The sequence below is a fragment of the Tabrizicola sp. T46 genome (genome assembly GCF_057219895.1).
On the sequence record NZ_JBXVVV010000002.1, the window covers coordinates 62,924 to 79,944 of the forward strand.

Here is a 17,021-nt window from a genome sequence, read left to right on the forward strand (position 1 = left end):
ATGCGAAGCAGGACTGTAAGACCACGTCTAAGCTTGATATAAGCTTGGGACGAGCCCTGAACGGGCCACAGTCAAGAGGCGAGAGCATAATGATGAGCAAGACCCCCCTGATCCTGGCGGCGATCAGCACCCTGGCCCTTTCGGCCTGCGTCGACCCAAATGCGCCGATGGGTACCCAGACGCGGCAGGGTGCCGCGATCGGCGGCCTGACCGGCGCGGTCCTCGGCGCGGCCACGGCAAGCGATGGAAACGAACTGCGCGGCGCACTCATCGGTGGCGCGCTCGGGGCTGGTTCCGGCGCGGTGATCGGCTCGGCGCTAGACCGTCAGGCGGCCGAGCTGCGCTCGCAGCTGCCCTCGTACATTACCATCGCCAACAACGGGCAATTCCTCGTGGTGAACATGCCGCAGGACCTTCTTTTCGAGACGAACAGCGCGGCCCTGACACCAAACCTGCGGCGCGACCTGCAGACCATCGCCGGCAGCATCTCGCGCTATCCCGACACCCGGATCGAGGTGATCGGTCATACCGACAACACCGGCTCGGCCGCCTTCAACCAGGATCTTTCGCAGCGTCGCGCTGCGTCGGTCGCGAACGTGTTGCGCGACAGCGGTGTTCCTTCCAACCGCCTCGTGACCTTCGGCCGCGGCGAAGAGCAGCCCATCGCCTCGAACCTGACGCCCGAGGGCCGGGCGCAGAACCGCCGGGTCGAGATCATCATCCGACCGACGCGGTGATCCTTCTGTCGTGTTTGGAAATGGGCCGGGGTCTTCCCGGCCCATTTCTTTTGTGCTTTTGTCCAATTGGTCATAATTTCCGACCAGTTGGTGGGGGCCAGCATGCCGTTCCAGAAGGTCGCGCCGGAAAAGCTGTCACAGTCGGTGGTCCGGCAGATCGAGCAACTGATCCTGCGCGGCATCCTGCGACCGGGAGAGCGTCTGCCGTCCGAACGGGACCTTGCCGAAAAGCTGGGCGTGTCGCGCCCTTCCCTGCGCGAGGCAATTAGTGAACTGGCGGAGGCCGGCCTTCTGACCAGCAAAGCCGGCTCTGGAGTGTTCGTGGCCGAAGTACTGGGTTCGGCCTTCTCACCGGCCCTCGTGCGCCTGTTCGCCACGCATGACGAGGCGGTGTTCGACTATATTGCCTTTCGCCGGGACATGGAGGGTCTGGCTGCCGAACGCGCGGCGCGCCTGGGATCCGAAACGGACCTTAGGGTGATCGATACCATCTTTCGAAAGATGGAAGCGGCTCACCAAAAGCGCGACCCCACGGACGAGGCGCAACTCGACGCCGCCTTCCACATGGCGATCATCGAGGCTGGCCACAACGTCATCATGTTGCATATGCTGCGGTCGATGTTCGATTTGCTCCGGGACGGTGTCTTCTATAATCGCCAGATCATGTTCCGGAACCGCATCACGCGGGAACAGCTTCTGGACCAACACCGCGCAATGAACGATGCGATCCAACGTCGGGACCCGGACGCCGCGCGAGCAGCGGTTGCAGCCCATCTGAGCTATGTCGAACAGGCCCTGGTCGATCAGATGCGCGCCGAGAAGCACGAGATCATCGCCCGCCAGAAACTGGAACAAGAGGCAAGCCGCTAAAAGGGCAAAAGACGTCCGCTTGGCCGACCGGGGAGCGACCTTATCCGCCGTCGAATGAAAAAACCGGCAGGCCTTGGGCCTGCCGGCAATATCTTGGTGATAGACGTGGTGTCAGTGCATCCGAGCTTCGACCTGCCCGATAGCAGCATCGATCGAGGCTGAAGCAGCCTCCGCCGTCATCTGCTTGGCCAGGACATCACCAGCCGCCGCGACTGCTACGTTGACCGCCTGCTCTTTCACCTGCCGGATCGCCGCAGCCTCTGCCGAGGCGATCTGGTCGGTTGCCGCTGCCATACGGCGTGCGATCGACCGTTTCAGTTCGGCCTTTGCTTGCTCGGCTGCCGCAAGGGCCTCATCACGCGCCGACGAGACGATGCGCTCAGCCTGCTCCTGCACTTCCTTCTGCCTCCGTTCATAGGTGGCAAGGATCGACTTCGCCTCTTCGCGAAGGCCGCGGGCCTCGTCGATCTCGGCCTTGATGGCTGCCGCACGGGCGTCAAGCATTCCGGCAAGTTTTCCTGGAACCTTGAGGTAAACCAGCAAGGAGACGAAGGCGATAAAGCCCAACAGAACCACGAAGTTGGTGTTGGCCAATGAGAAGAACGGTTTGTCCGCTGCAAGCGCGGGAGAGGCGATCAGGGCCGGAAGAATGGAAAGCCGTACCATAACCTATCCTTTCAGCCGTGCAGTCACCGCAGCCGTCACGGCCTTGGTATCCGCAGCACCACCAAGTGCCGCCACCAGTTCACCTGCCGTCTCGCGGGCAACCTCGGCCACGGCGGCCGCTGCCCCGTCGCGGATCGCAGCGATGGTTTTCTCGGATTCCGCAGCCTTTGCCGCGATTTCCGCATCCGCCTTTGCCGTCGCAGCGTCGAGGTCTTTCTGGATCTCTGCCTTGGCCGCGGCAATGATCTTCGCTGCCTCGGTACGCGCCGAAGCCAGCGCTTCATTATAGGCCTTCTCGGCGTCCACCGCCTTTTGCTTCAGCTCTTCGGCTGCCGCGAGATCATTCGTGATCGTGCTCTTCCGGTCGGCCAGAACCGCGCCGATACGCGGCAGGGCGATCTTGGTCAGCACCAGATAGATCACGACCAGCGTGACCAGAAGCCAAAAGATCTGGTTCGGCCAGGTCGAGAAATCCAGCTGGGGCATGCCCACAGCCTCTCCTGCCTCGCCATGTGCTTCGGTTGCCATGTCGTCTCTCCTAAAACCTTGGAACCAGGGCCGGGATATCGCCCGGCCCGGAAGTCAGGCCGGAAAGATCAGACGGCGAACATCAGCAGAAGCGCGATCAGGAACGAGAAGATCCCGAGCGCTTCGGCGAAGGCGATGCCGACGAAGAGGTTGGCCATCTGGCCGGGGGCAGCCGACGGGTTGCGCAGCGCGCCCGCGAGGAAGTTGCCGGCAATGTGGCCCACGCCGATGCCGGCGCCGCCAAGACCGATGGTGGCAAGGCCAGCACCGATGAACTTGCCCATTTCTGCGATATCGCCTTCCATTTGGTAGCTCCTTTTTGGAATTGGCTGAAGGTTGTTCCGGACCCTTAGTGGTGGGCGTCGCCCACCGCGTCGCGAAGGTAGACGCAGGTCAGAATGGTGAAGACATAGGCCTGGACGGATGCGACCAGCACCTCAAGCCCGTAGATCGCCATGATCGCCAGGATCGGTACGACCGAGGCGACACCCATGACACTCGCAAAACCGGCGAAGACTTTGATCACGGCATGGCCCGCCATCAGGTTGCCGCCGAGACGGATGGAATGCGACAGCGGACGCACGAAGTACGAGATCACCTCGATCACCGCCAGGATCGGGCGCAGCGCGAGCGGCGCGGACGAGACCCAGAACATCGACAGGAAGCCGATACCCTTGCGGTAGAACCCGACGACGGTGACCGTAAGGAACACCATCAGCGCAAGCGTTGCAGTCACCGCGATATGCGAGGTCGTGGTGAAGGAGCTCGGGATCAGGCCCAGGATGTTCGACAGGAAGACGAACATGAAAAGCGTCATGATGTAGGGGAAGAACTTCAGCCCCTCGTGGCCCGCCACATCCTCGACCATCTTGTGGATGAAGCCGTAGAAGAGCTCGGCCACAGACTGCCCACGGGACGGGACGATCGCCCGGCGGCGGGTGGACAGCACAAGAAGCGCGATCAGCGCAAGGATTGCTATGCCCATCCAGAGGGTGACGTTGGTCGGTGTATACCAGTAGATCGGACCGTCGCCGAACAGCGGCTTGACCAGGAACTGATCCATCGGGTGGATCTGAAGTCCGCCAGCGTGTTCTTCCCCGGTCGTCGCCATCGTCAGTTCCCTTTGCCCTTCGCGGCCTTCGCCGCCGTCTTTTCGCCAAGCTCCCGCGCCGTGCCCAGCATCGTCCGGATGCCTGCGGCAAAACCGAGAAGCGAGAAGATCACCAGGAAGATGGGCAGCGTGCCGGCAAGCACGTCGATCCCGTAACCGATGCCCGCCCCCAGCACGATGCCGGTCGCAAGCTCGATCACCATCCTCCAGGCCACCTCGCCCTGCGAGAAACCCTTGGCTGTGGTGGTAGGCTCGGCCTTCGGCTTTTCCCTCACCTTCTCCAGCCGCTCTTCAAGCGCGCGCAGCCGGTCAGGATCGGGTTCGGACGCCATTGGTCAGGCCCTTTCACAGTCGGGCGGAACCTACGGACAGGGCGGATAGGAGTCAAGTGCGGCTGTCTTCCGGCAAGCATCTGTAAAATATGGATTTACTGTCTTGCCGTCAGTGCCGAAAGCCTGCTTTGGCACCCTTTGGCACCAATCGCCATATTCAACCTGACGGTTGACGATCACGCCGCCGAGCCGGATAGTCCGCGCATGACCGACCGTCTCGACCTCGTCTTCGCGGCCTTGGCCGACCCGACCCGCAGAAGGATCCTCGCGATGCTTCTGGAAGACGACATGGCGGTCACAGATGTGGCCGACCCGTTCGACATGAGCCTCGCGGCAATCTCGAAACACTTGGGCGTTCTGGCCGATGCCGGTCTCATCAGCCGCGAACGCCGGGGCCGCGTGATCTGGTGCAAGCTCGAGCCTGATGCGATGCGCGACGCGTCGATCTGGATGCAGGGATTCGGGCAGTTCGACCCCCTGGACCTCGACGCCTTCGAACGATTTCTGGCCGACGAGCTGCGCGACGACGCGGATCAGCCAGAGCTGGAAACAGTAACCGCTGCAAAAGCAACAGCATAGCTTACCGAGAAACGCTCCGCCCCGGGCCCGTCCGCAAAGAGCCCAAGAACCAACCAGTGCTTGCCATAGTGCCGCCGTCCTTGCACACTATCTGGATGGAACGACCGCAAGGAACCGGCCAATGAAAAAAGCAATCAAGCTGCTGCGCAAGATCAGGATGCCCCGACTGAAGTCGGACGAGAAGGACGCGGAAGCGTTCGACAAGCGCCTGAAGAAGGTGAACCGCGCGCGCGTGGTGAACCAGGTGGGCCTCGGCGGCCCGGTGTTCAAAAGTCGACCGTCAGAGACGGAAGTCTGAGCCCCGCCATCAGGTCGCGCAGCTCTTGCCGCGCAGCGATGTTCGACAGGTTCAGCTGGTCGACGCCGGTATCCCGCAGGTCAAGCAGCGTCAGCCCGCGCGGGAAAAGCTCTCGGAAGATCACCCGTTCCGAGAACCCCGACAGCACGCGAAACCCGATACGGCGCGACAGTTCTTCCAGCGCCGAGCCGACCTTCTTCTTGTTGTGCATCGCCTGGGCTCCCAGCCGGTTCCGCACCACGATCCAGTCGATCGGCTTCAGCCCGGCCTGCGCACGCATCTGCCGCGCGCCCCAGACCATCTCGGCATAGATCGACGGGCCTTTCACCTGGCCAGAGGTCGGATCGACGCGCGCAAGCAGGTCGAAGTCCACGAAACTGTCGTTCATCGGCGTGATCAACGTATCGGCCATCGTATGCGCCAACTGCGACAGCCGGGTGTGGCTGCCGGGGCAGTCGATCACGACGAAATCCTTCTCGGCATGCAGCGCCTCGACAACCCCGGTCAGGCGTTGGTCCTGACTGGGGTCCGAACCACCCGGGCCGGGCAGGTCGCGATAGTCCGGGGTCGGCAGGTCAAGCCCGGCCTTCGCCATGAAGGCGCGCCGGTTTTCGATGAACCGGCCAAGGGATTTCTGCCGCAGGTCCAGATCGATGCATCCCACCCGCTTGCCAAGCCGCGACAGCGCAGTGGCCACGTGCATCGAGGTCGTCGACTTGCCCGAACCACCCTTTTCGTTGCCAACGACGATGATGTGCGCCATGGCGGTCCCTCTGCAGCTTCCCGCGCCTCTCATATTCAAAGGGGCATCGGGGTGGAAGCCGGGAAGCGATTTCTTTGAAGAAATCGCCACGGAGCCTTCAAAGGCTCCGGTCCGAAATCTTCGAAGATTTCGGCTTGCAGGTGTTCACCAAAGCAAAGGGCCTGCGTTTCCGCAGGCCCGGCGCAAGTCGTCCGTCGGATGGGATCAGAAGCCCAGGCCGGCGTACTTGTTCTTGAACTTCGACACGCGGCCACCGGTGTCCATCAGCTTGGCCTGCTGGCCGGTCCATGCCGGGTGCGCCAGCGGGTCGATGTCGAGCGACATGGTGTCGCCTTCCTTGCCCCAGGTCGAGCGCGTCTCGTAGGTCGTCCCATCGGTCATCTTGATGGTGATCGTGTGGTATTCGGGGTGAATATCGGCTTTCATCGTCCCGCTCCTTATTCGGCTTTGGCTTTGTAGGCGGCATCCTCGGCGATACGGGCCGATTTGCCGCGACGGGCGCGCAGGTAGTACAGCTTGGCGCGGCGGACCTTGCCGCGACGCACGACTTCGATGCTGTCGATGTTGGTCGAGTACAGCGGGAACACGCGTTCCACACCTTCGCCGAACGAGATCTTGCGGACGGTGAACGATGCGGCGATCGTAGCGCCACCCTTGCGGCCGATGCAGACGCCTTCATAGGCCTGCACGCGGCTCCGCGAGCCTTCGGTCACCTTGTAGCCGACGCGGATGGTATCCCCGGCCTTGAAATCCGGGATCGACTTGCCAAGCGCCGCAATCTGCTCGGCTTCGATCTGCGCGATGAGGTTCATGCGCGGTTTCCTTTTCTGCCTGCGGTGGTTTCCGCAGATGTGATGCCGCGCCAGAGCTTCCGGTCTTCGTCCGGGTCCCCCCTGGTTTCCCAGGAAGCCCGCCGCAGGTGGCGCCTGCTTTTCATGTTGGCCGCCCCTTCACGATGGCCCCGCGGAAGAAGGCGGGCAGGCAAAGGGAATCGGGTCCGATGGGCATGCACCCCGGACCGGGCGCGTATAGGGGGAAGCGAAGGATGGGTCAAGGGCCGGGGCAGGTCGTTCGTCAGCTTCGCTTGGCCCAAAGGTCCGGGCGCCGCGCGCGGGTCAAGGCCTCGGATTCTGCGCGCCGCCACTTCGCGATCTCGGCATGGTTCCCGGATTGAAGCACGGCCGGGATCTCCCGCCCCTCCCAGACCGCGGGCCTCGTGTATTGGGGGTGTTCCAGAAGCCCGTCCGAAAAGCTTTCCTCCTCGGTCGAGGCGGCATTGCCAAGTACGCCCGGAAGAAGACGCACGGTCGCATCCAGCACCGCCTGCACCGCGATCTCACCCCCGGTCAGGACAAAGTCACCCAGCGAAATCTCCTCGATCTCCTGATGGTCCAGCACCCGCTGATCGACACCTTCGAAACGTCCACACAGCAAGGTCATGCCCTCGCCCCCGGCAAGCCGGCGCGCGGTGGCTTGGTCAAAAGGACGGCCGCGCGGAGAAAGATAGACTACCGGCCAGCGGCTGCGGTCGACGGGCGTGCCCACGCGGGCGTGCCGCAAGGCCGCATCCACCACGTCCGGCCTCAGGACCATGCCCGCCCCACCACCGGCAGGCGTGTCGTCCACGTTGCGATGGCGTCCCTCGCCAAAGGTCCTCAGGTCGACGGTATCCAGTCGCCAAAGCCCCAGGTCCAGCGCCTTGCCGGTCAGGGAAAGTCCCAGGGTCCCGGGAAATGCCTCGGGGAAAAGCGTCACGACCTTTGCCACCCAGGCGCCCTTTACGAGGCGTGGTTCCTCCATCAGGTCGCGCGGGCTGGCCGTGGCGCGAATCGAAAGACGGCCGTGGCTCTTAGGCGGGGAAGCGGGGTCTGACATGATCCGGGCTTACCCGGAAAGCGCTGGGCGGGGAAGACCCCCTCAGGCCACCCGGACGGAGGTCTCGGATGCCTCGACCCGGTCCCGCGCCGGCTCAGCGCGTGCCGCCAAGGCATGTTCCAAGGCCTGCGCCAACGCCGCAAGTCCCTCCCTCAGGTCGGCCCGAAGATGCTCGGGCAGATCAAGTTCGCCGTTCGCGGCAAGCCCCTCCTTGCTCACGGCACGGATGTCCTGCGGATCAGGAAACTCTGCCGCGCGATCGGGAAATGCAGCGATCAGCGCGAGCGCCCTTGGCACAAAAAGACGCAGAAGGTCGGGGTTACCGTCAGCAAAGGAAAAGCTGCGGGCCATCGCGTTCGACACCTTCGCGGGGGCCACCACCTCCGGTTCCGAACACCAAAGGACCAGCGCGCGACGCAATGCGGCATGGCTGCGGTCGGGATGTGTCAGTGCTGCGGCCAAGGCCTCGAGCCTCAGATCAGCAGCCAGCCCGGAAAGCGAGTCGGCCGTTTTCGTCATGACTTCGGCGTCCGGCGCGCTGTCCGGCAGGTTCAGAAGCGGGATGATCGCAGCGGCGGCTTCGGCCGCAGCGCGCGGGGCCTGCGCGATCTCGGCCTCTTCATCCAGAAAGACGCCCTGGTTTGCCGCCTCGCGCGGGTCCCAGAGCATACGGCAAAGCGGGATGGCCAGAAACGAAACCGCAAGCGGGAAGATGGGATTGACGGCCGAAACGATGCCGGCCAGACCACCGATCCCCCGGCCGACGGCAAGCAGCACCGTAACCAGAAGGATCTGCGACAAGAGCTGCGTGACCGCAGCGCCGATCGCCGGAAGCGTCAGCCATTCCTGGGGACTGGCGGGCCATTGTTCTGGCCGCAGGACCATCAGCCAGACGATGAAGATGGCAACGAAGGGGGCAACCATGCCCCAGCCAAGCCCGCTGATCCCCGCAAACAGCGGGCCGATGTACAACAGCGCCGTCGCCGCCTTCAAAAGCCGGATGCGGGTCAGCATGACCAATCCCCTTCCATGACCCCGCAGCGTAGCGGGAACTTGGGCCTATTCCGTTTCGTCCGGCAGATCGACGATCAAACGACCTGCCGAAAGATCGACATTGGGCACGATTGCCTTGGTAAAGGGCAAAAGCAGGGCTGATTTGTGACGGGTCGAGGATATTTCGATGATATCCCCGGCCCCGTGATTGTGAATCGCGGTGACCTTTCCCAGGGCGTCACCCCCGGTATCAAGGACATCAAGGCCGATCAGGTCGGCGTGATAGAACTCGTCATCCGGCAGCGAAGGCAGCCGTTCCCGGTCGACAAAGAGGCTTGTTCCGCGCAGCGCCTCGGCCGCCTCACGGGTGGTGATGCCCGCAATCCGGGCGCCGAAACCTCCGGTGACGGGCTTGGTCAAGCTGATCCGGAATTCGCGGCTGCCGTCTTCGGAAGTCAGCGGTCCGTAAGAGGCGATGTCGGACGGGGTGGAGCAGAAGGACTTCAGCCGCACCTCGCCCGCGACCCCGAAGGCCCCGACGATCGCGCCGATGCAGATGCGGTCCTGTGCCATGAGATCCCCGGAGTTTCCGGCAGCCCCAAGCGGGACTGCCAGATTATTTTTTAAAATCAAAGTATTACTCAGCCGCAGGTTCAGCCGCGCGGGCGGCTTTCTTCGCGGCGCGCTCGGTCATCGCCTTGCCGGGTTTGGCCGCGTTGGGGTTGTTCCGGACGGTTTTCGGGCGGGCGCCGGCGGCTTCCAGCATGCGCGCGATGCGGTCGGTCGGCTGGGCGCCCTGTCCGAGCCAGTACTGCACACGCTCGAGGTTCATCACGACGCGCTTTTCGTCGTCCTTGGCCAGCAGCGGGTTGTAGGTCCCGAGCTTTTCGAGGAACCGCCCGTCACGCGGCATGCGGCTGTCGGTCGCGACGATGGAATAGAACGGGCGCTTCTTCGAGCCGCCACGGGCAAGACGGATTTTCATAGCCATTGGGTAGTCTCCTTGGTTTGATGTCGAAGGTGCCCTTGCAGGTGCACCCTACGTGGTTGTTATTTCTGCAGTTTCTCGTGATGCCTGATGACTTCGCTGATGATGAAGGTCAGGAATTTCTTTGCCAGATCGGGGTCGAGATCGGCCTCGGTCGCAAGCTGGTGAAGCCGCGCCATCTGGCGCGACTCGCGGTCGGGGTCAGAGGGGGGAAGCCCGTGTTCGGCCTTGAGCCGCCCCACCGCCTGCGTCTGCTTGAAGCGTTCGGCAAGGGTATAGACAAGGATCGCATCGAGCCGGTCGATCGAGGCGCGATGATCTTTCAGAAGTTCGGATGCGCGGGTTGCAGCGTCCATCATGTCCCCCTTTTCGACGTCTTCTTCGCGTCTTCCTTGCGTCTTCCTTCCGTCTCTACGCGCGGAGAGACGCCGGATTGTGCAACACTGCGGTGCACCCAGACCTGCGCGCCGTCGAAATCGGGCGCCCGGACCGCCCCGAGCCGTTCGGCCACGCGGACCGAGCGCGGGTTTGCCGGGTCGATGTAGCTGACGAGAGTCTCCAGGCCCATCGGCCCTACAGCATGGTCGCGCAGGGCGCGGGCGGCCTCGGTGGCGTAGCCCTTCCCCTCGGCCACTGGGCGGAAGAGGTAGCCGAGTTCGGGCACCTGATCGCCGGGCTCGAACCCGATGAGGACGAAGCCAAGCACTTCGCCCCCCGCTTTCGGCTCGACCGTCCAGAGCCCGTGGCCGCGCAGGAGCCAGAGGCCGCAGGTCGCGGCGAACTCGGTGAAGGCGTCGTCCCGGTTGAAGGGGCCGCCAAGGTGGGTGCCGGCGGGACCGGTGAAGATTTCGGCCCAGGCGTCGAAGTCGGACAGGCGCGGCGCGCGGAGGCGCAGACGTGCGGTTTCGATCGCCGGCAGCTCTGCGGCCAGCATCGCGGCGAAATCGGCCGCCGGGCCAGGTATGGACATTTCGTGCGGGGCGGTCATGCTGCACCTCCCGGCACGGGATGACGGTAGATATGGAAATCGCCGTCGGGATCGGTCTCGGTCCGCTCGCGGACCGCGCCAAGGCGAAGCGCCAGCGCCTCGGACCGGATGTTCGGCACGTCGATCATGCTGATGAGCGGCATGTGCGAAACGCGGGCGTGATAGTCGGCACGCGCTGCAACGGCGGCCTCGGCGGCGTAACCCTTGCCTTCGAAGCCGTCATAGAGATGCCAGGCGAGTTCCGGTTCCGGCCATTCGTCGTGGTAGATGACGCCGATCCGTCCGATGAACTCGCCCGCCTTGGTATCGACCGAAAAGAAGCCGTAGCCGCGCAGTGCCCAGTGGCCGATGTTGGCCAGAAGCCCGCGCCAGATCCAGCGACGTTCCAGCGTGCCGCCGACAAAGGCGTTCCGTGAGCTTTCGTTGAAGGCGAGCATGGTCGGAAAGTCTGCCTCACGCGGTTCGCGCAAGATGAGGCGGTCGGTTTCCAGCACGGGAATGGGCAGCGCGAAAGCGTAGGTCATGCCGCCCCCCGCAGGTCATGCCGGATGACCACGTCGCCGGGGTCGATCCCGGGAAGGGTCGGGTCGATCACCCCGCCCAGCCGCAGGCCAAGGGCGATTGAGCGGGTGTTGGCGGGTTCGATGATATTGGTGATGTGCGGCCAGTCAAAGCTGGCCTTCACCCAGTCGAGAACGGCGCGGGCCGCTTCCAGGGCCACGCCCTTGCCTTCGGCCCCGGGCACCACGAACCAGCCGAGTTCCGGTGCGGGGTAACCTTCGCCGTGGTAGATGCCGACCTCGCCCAGATAAGCGCCGGTCTTGCGATCATCCACGCCGAAGGGGCCGTAGCCCTTCAGCGGCCAGAGAGCGACGTCAGAGGCCCAATGCTCCCATGCGGCGCGCCGGGTTTTCGGCCCGCCTTCATGGACCGCGCGGTCAGAGGCGAAGAAGCTGGCCCATGCCTCGAAATCATCCAACCGGGGCGCGCGCAGCCGCAGCCGTTCGGTCTCAAGGACCGGCACGGCATCGGCGATCTGGCGCGCGATGGGCTGCATCATTTCTTCCGCATCAGCCCCGACAGGCCCGCAGGCAACGTGATCCCACGCGGCAGGCCGCCCATGCCGGGGGGCATGCCACCGCCCATGCCGCCCATCCCCTGACCCATGCCCTTGCCCAGCTCGGCGAGTTGTTCGGGCGACATCTTCGACGGATCGGGCATGCCGCCCTTGCCCATAAACTGGCGGATCATCTGCTTCATCGCGCCGCCCTTGCCCATCTTCTTCATCATCTCCGCCATCTGCTTGTGCTGTTTCAGCAGGCGGTTGAGCTCGGCCACATCGAGGCCCGCACCGGCAGCGATGCGCTTCTTGCGGGAGGCGGCGAGGAGATCGGGGTTCGCGCGTTCCTTCTTCGTCATCGAATTGATGAGCGCGATCTGGTGCTTGAGCATCTTGTCGTTGAGGCCCGCAGCCTCGGCCTGGGCCTGCATCTTGCCCATGCCGGGCATCATGCCCATCAGACCCTGCATCCCGCCCATCTTCAGCATCTGGTCAAGCTGCATCTTGAGGTCGTTCATGTTGAACAGGCCCTTGGCAAAGCGCTTGGCCATGCGTTCGGCCTGTTCGGCCTCGAACGTTTCCTGCGCCTTTTCGACGAGGGCGACGATGTCGCCCATGCCAAGAATGCGGCCTGCGACGCGTTCGGCCTCGAAGACCTCGATCGCGTCCATCTTTTCGCCAAGGCCGACGAAGCGGATCGGTTTCCCGGTGACCGCGCGCATGGAAAGTGCGGCACCGCCGCGCCCGTCGCCGTCCATCCGGGTGAGGACGACGCCCGAGATGCCGACCTTGCCGTCGAATTCGGTGGCGACATTGACGGCGTCCTGCCCCGTGAGGCCGTCGACGACGAGGAGGGTTTCGCGCGGCTGGGCGATGTCGCGCACCGCCTGGACCTCGTCCATCAGGACTTCGTCGATGTGGAGGCGGCCTGCGGTATCGAGGAAGACAACGTCATAGCCGCCAAGATTGGCCTGGGTCTTGGCGCGCTTGGCGATCTGGACGGCGGTTTCGCCCTTGACGATCGGCAGCGAGTCGACGCCGATCTGCGCGCCGAGGATCGCCAGCTGTTCCATCGCCGCAGGTCGGTTGGTATCGAGCGAGGCGAGAAGGACCTTCTTCCCGTTCTTCTCTTTCAGGCGCTTTGCCAGCTTGGCGGTGGTGGTGGTCTTGCCAGAGCCCTGAAGGCCGACCATCAGGATCGTCGCGGGCGGGTTGTCGATCTTGAGCGCGTCCGGCTCGCCCTCGCCGGCCAGAACGCGGATCAGTTCGTCATGGACGATCTTCACGACCATCTGGCCGGGGGTGATCGACTTTGTCACCGCCGCACCGGTGGCCTTTTCGGTCACGCGCTTGATGAAGTCGCGCGCGACGGGAAGGGAGACGTCAGCCTCCAAGAGCGCGGTGCGGACCTCGCGGAGTGCGGTGGTCACGTCTGCTTCGGTCAGCGCGCCTTGCTTCGTCAGGCGGTCGAAGACGCCGCCAAGGCGTTCGGACAGGTTCTCAAACATCGGCCGCATCTCCGTTAGACGTTTGCCCCGATATGGGACGGCGAGGCCCTGATGCAAAGCGGAAGCGCACCCGTGGGCGCAACGCGCTGACGGATGGCGATCCCGGCAAATGCCCAAGGGACCGGAAGCAGGAAGCCTCCGGGAATTCCCGCGGCGGATACGCCTGCGGGGCGTGGGAGTCAAGCCTTCGGGGTGCCAAGCCAGCGATTGGCGGCCTCGGCGATCCCGGCGGCGCCGTCGCCGCCGGAGTAGACCTCGGTCAGAGGGACCGGGCCGGCGAGGGTCTGCAGGACCGGGCGATGCGTGCGGTTGACCCTGCTGCGGCCGTTCGAGCGCGAGCGGGTGACCGAGGTTTCGACGGTCACCTCGGTGACATCGGTCAGGGGGAGTGTGCGCTCGGACTGGCCAAGGAGGCTGCGGGTGCGGATGACGACAGCCCCGGCGGCGCGGTCGAAGATCACGATCACCCGGCGCACGAAGACGACGAAGCAGATGCCGATGAGACCCGCGCCGAGAAGCATGGCGAAGGCCAACCAGGGGTCGTTGTCGAGGTTGGACAGGGCGACCGCCAGCATGATGAGGATGACCGCGGCAAGGACCGACCCCAGGATCCAGGGGCGGGATTCAAGCGTCAGGCGGTCGGAGAGGTCTTCGGCAATGCGCATGGCGAAATCCGGGTCGGTTCAAGGCGAAGGGAGTGTTGGGCCGATGGGGCGATGCGTCAAGCCGGGCCTTGCATGTCGGGGGGAAGTCGCCTTTTCTGTGCATGTCCGCACATGACAGCCGGGGATGCGCGATGGAGAACTGGGACGAGATCCGCACTGCTTACCACGTGGCGCGGCTGGGCACGGTGTCGGGGGCAGCCGAGACGCTGGGCGTCCACCATGCAACAGTGATCCGGCATATCGACGCGCTGGAGAAGCGGCTGGGGGCCAAGCTCTTCCAGCGCCATGCGCGGGGCTACACGGCGACCGAGGCGGGGCGTGACCTTCTGGCGGTGGCGCAGACCACCGAAGAGCAGTTCGCGCACCTTTCCAGCCGGATCAAGGGCCAGGGCGAGACGGTGTCGGGCGAGATCGTCGTGACCTCGATCGCCGGGATCTCGGACCTCCTGACGCCGGTGATGGTCAGCTTTCAGGACCGCTTCCCCGACGTTCGGGTGCGGTTCCTGACCGACATGCGGCTCTTCCGGCTGGATTACGGCGAGGCGCATGTGGCGATCCGGGCCGGAAGCGGGGCGGAAGAGCCGGATAACGTGGTCCAGCCGCTGACGCGGATGAAGACCGGGCTGTACGCCTCGCGGTCCTACGTCGATCGCCACGGGTTGCCCGCGTCGGAGGCGGAGTTCGACCGGCACCGCTTTGTCTGCACCGACAGCGACGTGACGCGGGCCCCGTTCCACCGTTGGCTGCGGGCCACCGTGGCACCGGAGCGGATCGCCTTTGCCGCGACCGAGCCTGCGGCGCTGGAGGCTGCGGTGCGGGAAGGCGCTGGCATCGGGTTTGTCGCGACCTATCGCGCGGCGGGGGACGAGGACCTGGTCGAGGTCCTGCCGCCCCGGCCGGAATGGGAGGCGCAGCTTCGGATCGTGACCCATGTCGACCTGCACCGCACGCGGAAGGTGCAGGCTTTCCTCGGCCACCTGAAGGAGTCGGCGAAGGGTTGGAAGGCCTGCGACTGACGGGTCAGCCGTCGCGGAGGATATCGAGGAATGCCGCGCCGAAGCGGTCGACCTTCTGTTCATCCATGCCGGGTAGTCCCGGAAGCTCGGTCAGCGTGGAGGGGCGGCGTTCGGCGATCTGGCGCAGGGTCGAGGAGCTACAAGACAGAAGCTTGCCGGTCCCGTCCTCGCCCCGGCTGAGGGCAAGCTGCGCCTCGGCCAGGCGGTCGAAAAGCGCGCCTTCGGGCTTGCCGACGAGGCGCATCCGGGCGGGGTGCAGGGTTTCGGCGGCCCCGGTGATCACCTCCAGGAATGCCGCACCATAGCTTTCCAGCTTTTTCGCGCCGACGCCGGTGATCCCGGCCATTTGATCGAGGGTCGCGGGCTTCTTCTCGGCCATCTCGATCAGGGTGCGGTCGGGAAAGACGACATAGGCGGGCACGTTCTGCGCCTCGGCCAGGGCGCGGCGTTTCGCCTTGAGAAGCGACAGAAGCCCCGCATCCTCATCCGACACCTGCGTCCGCGCCGGTTCGCGGGAAGCGGCAACGATGGTATCGCGCCGCAGCGTGACCGAGGCCTCGCCGCGCAGGATCGGGCGGGCGGCGTCGGTCATGCGGAGCGCGCCGTGCCGTTCGGGGTCGGGGCGCACAAGGTCGCGTCCCATCATCTGACGGAAGACGGCACCCCATGCGGGTTTGGAAAGGTCGCGGCCCACGGCGAAGGTCGGCAACTGGTCATGACCGCGCTCGCGCACTTTCGGGGTGGGCGTGCCGGTCAGGATGTCGATCAGGTGTCCCGCCCCGAACCATTCGCCGGTCCTGAGGATCGCCGACAGGGCCTTCCTGACCGGCTCGGTCGCATCGAAAAGCTGCGCCGGGCGGTCGCAGAGATCGCAGTTCCCGCAAGGTTCGGCAACCTCGCCGAAATAGCCGAGCAGGACCTGCCGCCGGCAGCCTTGCGCCTCGGCCAGACCGAGAAGCGCGTTCAGCCGGGCATGGTCGGCGGATTTGCGGTCGGGCGGTGCCACGCTTTCGTCGATCTGCTGGCGACGCAGGCGGATGTCGTCAGGGCCGTAGAGAGTGAGCGTCTCGGCAGGCAACCCGTCGCGTCCGGCGCGGCCGATTTCCTGGTAGTAGCCCTCGATCGACTTCGGCAGGTCTGCGTGCGCCACCCAGCGGATGTCGGGCTTGTCGATCCCCATGCCGAAGGCGACGGTGGCGACGACGATCAGGCCGTCGTCGCGCTGGAACCGGGTTTCCACGACCCGGCGGTCCTCGGCATCCATCCCGGCATGGTAGGCGACCGCCGGGTGGCCTGCCTCACGGACTGCCTGAGCAAGGGTTTCGGTCTTGGCACGGGTGCCGCAATAGATGATGCCCGACTGGCCCTTGCGGGCGGCAGCAAAGCGCAGGATCTGGTCGCGCGGGTTGTCCTTGACCGCGAAGGCCAGGTGGATGTTCGGCCGGTCGAACCCGCGCAGGAAGGTGGCGGGGGCTTCGCCGCCGAAAAGCCGGGCGACAATCTCGGCCCGGGTCTCCTCATCCGCGGTGGCGGTGAAGGCGGCCAGCGGCACGCCGAGGCTGCGCCTGAGGTCGCCGATACGAAGGTAGTCAGGGCGGAAGTCATGGCCCCACTGGCTGACGCAATGCGCCTCGTCTACCGCGATGAGGCTGACCCGCGCCCGCCGGAGGAAGCCAAGCGAAGCGCCCGAGGCGAGTCGTTCCGGGGCAAGGTAAAGCAGCTTCAGCCGCCCGTCGTCGATCGACTGGAAGACCGCCTCGGTTTCCTCTTCGGTATTGCCCGAGGTCAGCGCGCCCGCCTCTACCCCCGCAGCCCTCAGCGCGCGGACCTGATCGCGCATCAGTGCGATGAGGGGAGAGATGACGACCGTCACCCCGTCGCGGCAAAGCGCGGGTAGCTGGAAGCACAGCGACTTGCCGCCACCTGTGGGCATGATGGCAAGGGTGTTCCGCCCTTCCAGCACCGAGGCGACGATCTCGGCCTGGCCTGGCCGGAAATCGGGGAACCCGAAGACGGAGTGCAGAAGCTGGGCCGCGCGGTCCAA

General features: G+C 64.9%; 24 protein-coding genes. 5 read left to right on the forward strand and 19 right to left on the reverse strand.

What is annotated here, in order from left to right:
* Window positions 1–89: 89 nt before the first annotated feature.
* Together AC2D9V_RS07720 and AC2D9V_RS07725 are read left to right on the forward strand one after the other, a co-directional pair.
* Window positions 90–737, forward strand: a complete 648-nt coding sequence (locus AC2D9V_RS07720; RefSeq protein ID WP_484713482.1) for a YiaD family glycine zipper/OmpA-like lipoprotein — start codon at window positions 90–92, stop codon at window positions 735–737.
* Between the two features lie 102 nt (window positions 738–839).
* Window positions 840–1,607 (forward strand): FadR/GntR family transcriptional regulator, encoded by a 768-nt coding sequence (locus AC2D9V_RS07725; protein WP_484713483.1) that lies wholly within the window; start codon window positions 840–842, stop codon window positions 1,605–1,607.
* A gap of 111 nt (window positions 1,608–1,718) precedes the next feature.
* Here AC2D9V_RS07725 and AC2D9V_RS07730 read toward each other — a convergent pair whose 3' ends face one another.
* From AC2D9V_RS07730 to AC2D9V_RS07750, 5 genes are all read right to left on the reverse strand, one after another.
* Window positions 1,719–2,273, reverse strand: coding sequence for a F0F1 ATP synthase subunit B (locus tag AC2D9V_RS07730; protein ID WP_484713484.1), 555 nt, complete (start codon window positions 2,271–2,273; stop codon window positions 1,719–1,721).
* A 3-nt stretch (window positions 2,274–2,276) separates the two neighbouring features.
* Window positions 2,277–2,801, reverse strand: a complete 525-nt coding sequence (locus AC2D9V_RS07735) for a F0F1 ATP synthase subunit B' (RefSeq protein ID WP_484713485.1) — start codon at window positions 2,799–2,801, stop codon at window positions 2,277–2,279.
* A 68-nt stretch (window positions 2,802–2,869) separates the two neighbouring features.
* Window positions 2,870–3,106 (reverse strand): F0F1 ATP synthase subunit C, encoded by a 237-nt coding sequence (locus AC2D9V_RS07740; protein WP_484713486.1) that lies wholly within the window; start codon window positions 3,104–3,106, stop codon window positions 2,870–2,872.
* 44 nt (window positions 3,107–3,150) lie between these two features.
* Window positions 3,151–3,912 carry a F0F1 ATP synthase subunit A gene (locus AC2D9V_RS07745; protein WP_484713487.1) on the reverse strand — a complete coding sequence of 254 codons (762 nt, stop codon included), beginning with the start codon at window positions 3,910–3,912 and terminating at the stop codon, window positions 3,151–3,153.
* 2 nt (window positions 3,913–3,914) lie between these two features.
* The gene (locus AC2D9V_RS07750) at window positions 3,915–4,244 is read right to left on the reverse strand and encodes an AtpZ/AtpI family protein (protein ID WP_484713488.1); all 330 of its coding nucleotides are present in this window, start codon (window positions 4,242–4,244) and stop codon (window positions 3,915–3,917) included.
* Between the two features lie 204 nt (window positions 4,245–4,448).
* Here AC2D9V_RS07750 and AC2D9V_RS07755 point away from each other — a divergent pair, with 204 nt between their 5' ends.
* Both AC2D9V_RS07755 and AC2D9V_RS07760 read left to right on the forward strand, forming a co-directional pair.
* Complete coding sequence (locus tag AC2D9V_RS07755; RefSeq protein WP_484713489.1) at window positions 4,449–4,823, forward strand: ArsR/SmtB family transcription factor; 375 nt, start codon at window positions 4,449–4,451, stop codon at window positions 4,821–4,823.
* Between the two features lie 121 nt (window positions 4,824–4,944).
* On the forward strand, window positions 4,945–5,121 hold the full coding sequence (locus AC2D9V_RS07760; RefSeq protein ID WP_484713490.1) for a hypothetical protein: 177 nt from the start codon (window positions 4,945–4,947) through the stop codon (window positions 5,119–5,121).
* On the opposite strand, the gene AC2D9V_RS07765 is transcribed toward AC2D9V_RS07760, so the two are convergent.
* The 13 genes from AC2D9V_RS07765 to AC2D9V_RS07825 all read right to left on the reverse strand — a co-directional run bounded on the left by AC2D9V_RS07765 (window position 5,090) and on the right by AC2D9V_RS07825 (window position 13,961).
* The gene (locus tag AC2D9V_RS07765; protein ID WP_484713491.1) at window positions 5,090–5,884 is read right to left on the reverse strand and encodes a division plane positioning ATPase MipZ; all 795 of its coding nucleotides are present in this window, start codon (window positions 5,882–5,884) and stop codon (window positions 5,090–5,092) included. The two genes, AC2D9V_RS07760 and AC2D9V_RS07765, sit on opposite strands and share 32 nt — an antisense overlap.
* Before the next feature lie 204 nt (window positions 5,885–6,088).
* Window positions 6,089–6,310: a 50S ribosomal protein L31 gene (gene rpmE / locus AC2D9V_RS07770; RefSeq protein WP_484713492.1), complete on the reverse strand. Its 222-nt coding sequence runs from the start codon at window positions 6,308–6,310 to the stop codon at window positions 6,089–6,091.
* A gap of 11 nt (window positions 6,311–6,321) precedes the next feature.
* Window positions 6,322–6,696, reverse strand: a complete 375-nt coding sequence (gene rplS / locus AC2D9V_RS07775; protein WP_484713493.1) for a 50S ribosomal protein L19 — start codon at window positions 6,694–6,696, stop codon at window positions 6,322–6,324.
* Between the two features lie 262 nt (window positions 6,697–6,958).
* A complete protein-coding gene (trmD, locus tag AC2D9V_RS07780; protein WP_484713494.1) occupies window positions 6,959–7,759 on the reverse strand; it encodes a tRNA (guanosine(37)-N1)-methyltransferase TrmD in 801 nt (266 codons plus the stop codon).
* A gap of 42 nt (window positions 7,760–7,801) precedes the next feature.
* Entirely contained in the window at window positions 7,802–8,773 is a 972-nt protein-coding gene (locus tag AC2D9V_RS07785; RefSeq protein WP_484713495.1) for a hypothetical protein, read from the reverse strand.
* A 45-nt stretch (window positions 8,774–8,818) separates the two neighbouring features.
* A complete protein-coding gene (gene rimM / locus AC2D9V_RS07790; RefSeq protein WP_484713496.1) occupies window positions 8,819–9,325 on the reverse strand; it encodes a ribosome maturation factor RimM in 507 nt (168 codons plus the stop codon).
* A gap of 64 nt (window positions 9,326–9,389) precedes the next feature.
* Entirely contained in the window at window positions 9,390–9,743 is a 354-nt protein-coding gene (gene rpsP / locus AC2D9V_RS07795) for a 30S ribosomal protein S16 (RefSeq protein WP_484713497.1), read from the reverse strand.
* A gap of 59 nt (window positions 9,744–9,802) precedes the next feature.
* Window positions 9,803–10,099 carry a chorismate mutase gene (locus tag AC2D9V_RS07800; protein WP_484713498.1) on the reverse strand — a complete coding sequence of 99 codons (297 nt, stop codon included), beginning with the start codon at window positions 10,097–10,099 and terminating at the stop codon, window positions 9,803–9,805.
* Window positions 10,096–10,728 carry a GNAT family N-acetyltransferase gene (locus tag AC2D9V_RS07805; RefSeq protein ID WP_484713499.1) on the reverse strand — a complete coding sequence of 211 codons (633 nt, stop codon included), beginning with the start codon at window positions 10,726–10,728 and terminating at the stop codon, window positions 10,096–10,098. Before AC2D9V_RS07805 ends, AC2D9V_RS07800 begins: the two co-directional genes overlap by 4 nt.
* Complete coding sequence (locus AC2D9V_RS07810; protein WP_484713500.1) at window positions 10,725–11,252, reverse strand: GNAT family N-acetyltransferase; 528 nt, start codon at window positions 11,250–11,252, stop codon at window positions 10,725–10,727. The genes AC2D9V_RS07805 and AC2D9V_RS07810 overlap by 4 nt, the downstream gene beginning before the upstream one ends.
* Window positions 11,249–11,788 (reverse strand): GNAT family N-acetyltransferase, encoded by a 540-nt coding sequence (locus AC2D9V_RS07815; protein WP_484713501.1) that lies wholly within the window; start codon window positions 11,786–11,788, stop codon window positions 11,249–11,251. The genes AC2D9V_RS07810 and AC2D9V_RS07815 overlap by 4 nt, the downstream gene beginning before the upstream one ends.
* Window positions 11,785–13,296: a signal recognition particle protein gene (gene ffh / locus AC2D9V_RS07820; protein WP_484713502.1), complete on the reverse strand. Its 1,512-nt coding sequence runs from the start codon at window positions 13,294–13,296 to the stop codon at window positions 11,785–11,787. Before ffh ends, AC2D9V_RS07815 begins: the two co-directional genes overlap by 4 nt.
* Before the next feature lie 179 nt (window positions 13,297–13,475).
* On the reverse strand, window positions 13,476–13,961 hold the full coding sequence (locus AC2D9V_RS07825; RefSeq protein WP_484713503.1) for a hypothetical protein: 486 nt from the start codon (window positions 13,959–13,961) through the stop codon (window positions 13,476–13,478).
* Window positions 13,962–14,062: 101 nt separating this feature from the next.
* On the opposite strand from AC2D9V_RS07825, the gene AC2D9V_RS07830 reads away from it, so the two are divergent.
* Window positions 14,063–14,977, forward strand: coding sequence for a LysR family transcriptional regulator (locus AC2D9V_RS07830; RefSeq protein ID WP_484713504.1), 915 nt, complete (start codon window positions 14,063–14,065; stop codon window positions 14,975–14,977).
* Between the two features lie 4 nt (window positions 14,978–14,981).
* On the opposite strand, the gene recQ is transcribed toward AC2D9V_RS07830, so the two are convergent.
* Window positions 14,982–17,021 carry a DNA helicase RecQ gene (recQ, locus tag AC2D9V_RS07835; protein ID WP_484713505.1) on the reverse strand — a complete coding sequence of 680 codons (2,040 nt, stop codon included), beginning with the start codon at window positions 17,019–17,021 and terminating at the stop codon, window positions 14,982–14,984.

Excerpts from the sequence above, each read along its gene's own strand:
- AC2D9V_RS07720 (WP_484713482.1), top strand. The coding sequence starts at position 90 with ATGATGAGCAAGACCCCCCTGATCCTGGCGGCGATCAGCACCCTGGCC.
- AC2D9V_RS07725 (WP_484713483.1), top strand. The coding sequence starts at position 840 with ATGCCGTTCCAGAAGGTCGCGCCGGAAAAGCTGTCACAGTCGGTGGTC.
- AC2D9V_RS07730 (WP_484713484.1), bottom strand. The coding sequence starts at position 2,273 with ATGGTACGGCTTTCCATTCTTCCGGCCCTGATCGCCTCTCCCGCGCTT.
- AC2D9V_RS07735 (WP_484713485.1), bottom strand. The coding sequence starts at position 2,801 with ATGGCAACCGAAGCACATGGCGAGGCAGGAGAGGCTGTGGGCATGCCC.
- AC2D9V_RS07740 (WP_484713486.1), bottom strand. The coding sequence starts at position 3,106 with ATGGAAGGCGATATCGCAGAAATGGGCAAGTTCATCGGTGCTGGCCTT.
- AC2D9V_RS07745 (WP_484713487.1), bottom strand. The coding sequence starts at position 3,912 with ATGGCGACGACCGGGGAAGAACACGCTGGCGGACTTCAGATCCACCCG.
- AC2D9V_RS07750 (WP_484713488.1), bottom strand. The coding sequence starts at position 4,244 with ATGGCGTCCGAACCCGATCCTGACCGGCTGCGCGCGCTTGAAGAGCGG.
- AC2D9V_RS07755 (WP_484713489.1), top strand. The coding sequence starts at position 4,449 with ATGACCGACCGTCTCGACCTCGTCTTCGCGGCCTTGGCCGACCCGACC.
- AC2D9V_RS07760 (WP_484713490.1), top strand. The coding sequence starts at position 4,945 with ATGAAAAAAGCAATCAAGCTGCTGCGCAAGATCAGGATGCCCCGACTG.
- AC2D9V_RS07765 (WP_484713491.1), bottom strand. The coding sequence starts at position 5,884 with ATGGCGCACATCATCGTCGTTGGCAACGAAAAGGGTGGTTCGGGCAAG.
- rpmE (WP_484713492.1), bottom strand. The coding sequence starts at position 6,310 with ATGAAAGCCGATATTCACCCCGAATACCACACGATCACCATCAAGATG.
- rplS (WP_484713493.1), bottom strand. The coding sequence starts at position 6,696 with ATGAACCTCATCGCGCAGATCGAAGCCGAGCAGATTGCGGCGCTTGGC.
- trmD (WP_484713494.1), bottom strand. The coding sequence starts at position 7,759 with ATGTCAGACCCCGCTTCCCCGCCTAAGAGCCACGGCCGTCTTTCGATT.
- AC2D9V_RS07785 (WP_484713495.1), bottom strand. The coding sequence starts at position 8,773 with ATGCTGACCCGCATCCGGCTTTTGAAGGCGGCGACGGCGCTGTTGTAC.
- rimM (WP_484713496.1), bottom strand. The coding sequence starts at position 9,325 with ATGGCACAGGACCGCATCTGCATCGGCGCGATCGTCGGGGCCTTCGGG.
- rpsP (WP_484713497.1), bottom strand. The coding sequence starts at position 9,743 with ATGGCTATGAAAATCCGTCTTGCCCGTGGCGGCTCGAAGAAGCGCCCG.
- AC2D9V_RS07800 (WP_484713498.1), bottom strand. The coding sequence starts at position 10,099 with ATGATGGACGCTGCAACCCGCGCATCCGAACTTCTGAAAGATCATCGC.
- AC2D9V_RS07805 (WP_484713499.1), bottom strand. The coding sequence starts at position 10,728 with ATGACCGCCCCGCACGAAATGTCCATACCTGGCCCGGCGGCCGATTTC.
- AC2D9V_RS07810 (WP_484713500.1), bottom strand. The coding sequence starts at position 11,252 with ATGACCTACGCTTTCGCGCTGCCCATTCCCGTGCTGGAAACCGACCGC.
- AC2D9V_RS07815 (WP_484713501.1), bottom strand. The coding sequence starts at position 11,788 with ATGATGCAGCCCATCGCGCGCCAGATCGCCGATGCCGTGCCGGTCCTT.
- ffh (WP_484713502.1), bottom strand. The coding sequence starts at position 13,296 with ATGTTTGAGAACCTGTCCGAACGCCTTGGCGGCGTCTTCGACCGCCTG.
- AC2D9V_RS07825 (WP_484713503.1), bottom strand. The coding sequence starts at position 13,961 with ATGCGCATTGCCGAAGACCTCTCCGACCGCCTGACGCTTGAATCCCGC.
- AC2D9V_RS07830 (WP_484713504.1), top strand. The coding sequence starts at position 14,063 with ATGTCCGCACATGACAGCCGGGGATGCGCGATGGAGAACTGGGACGAG.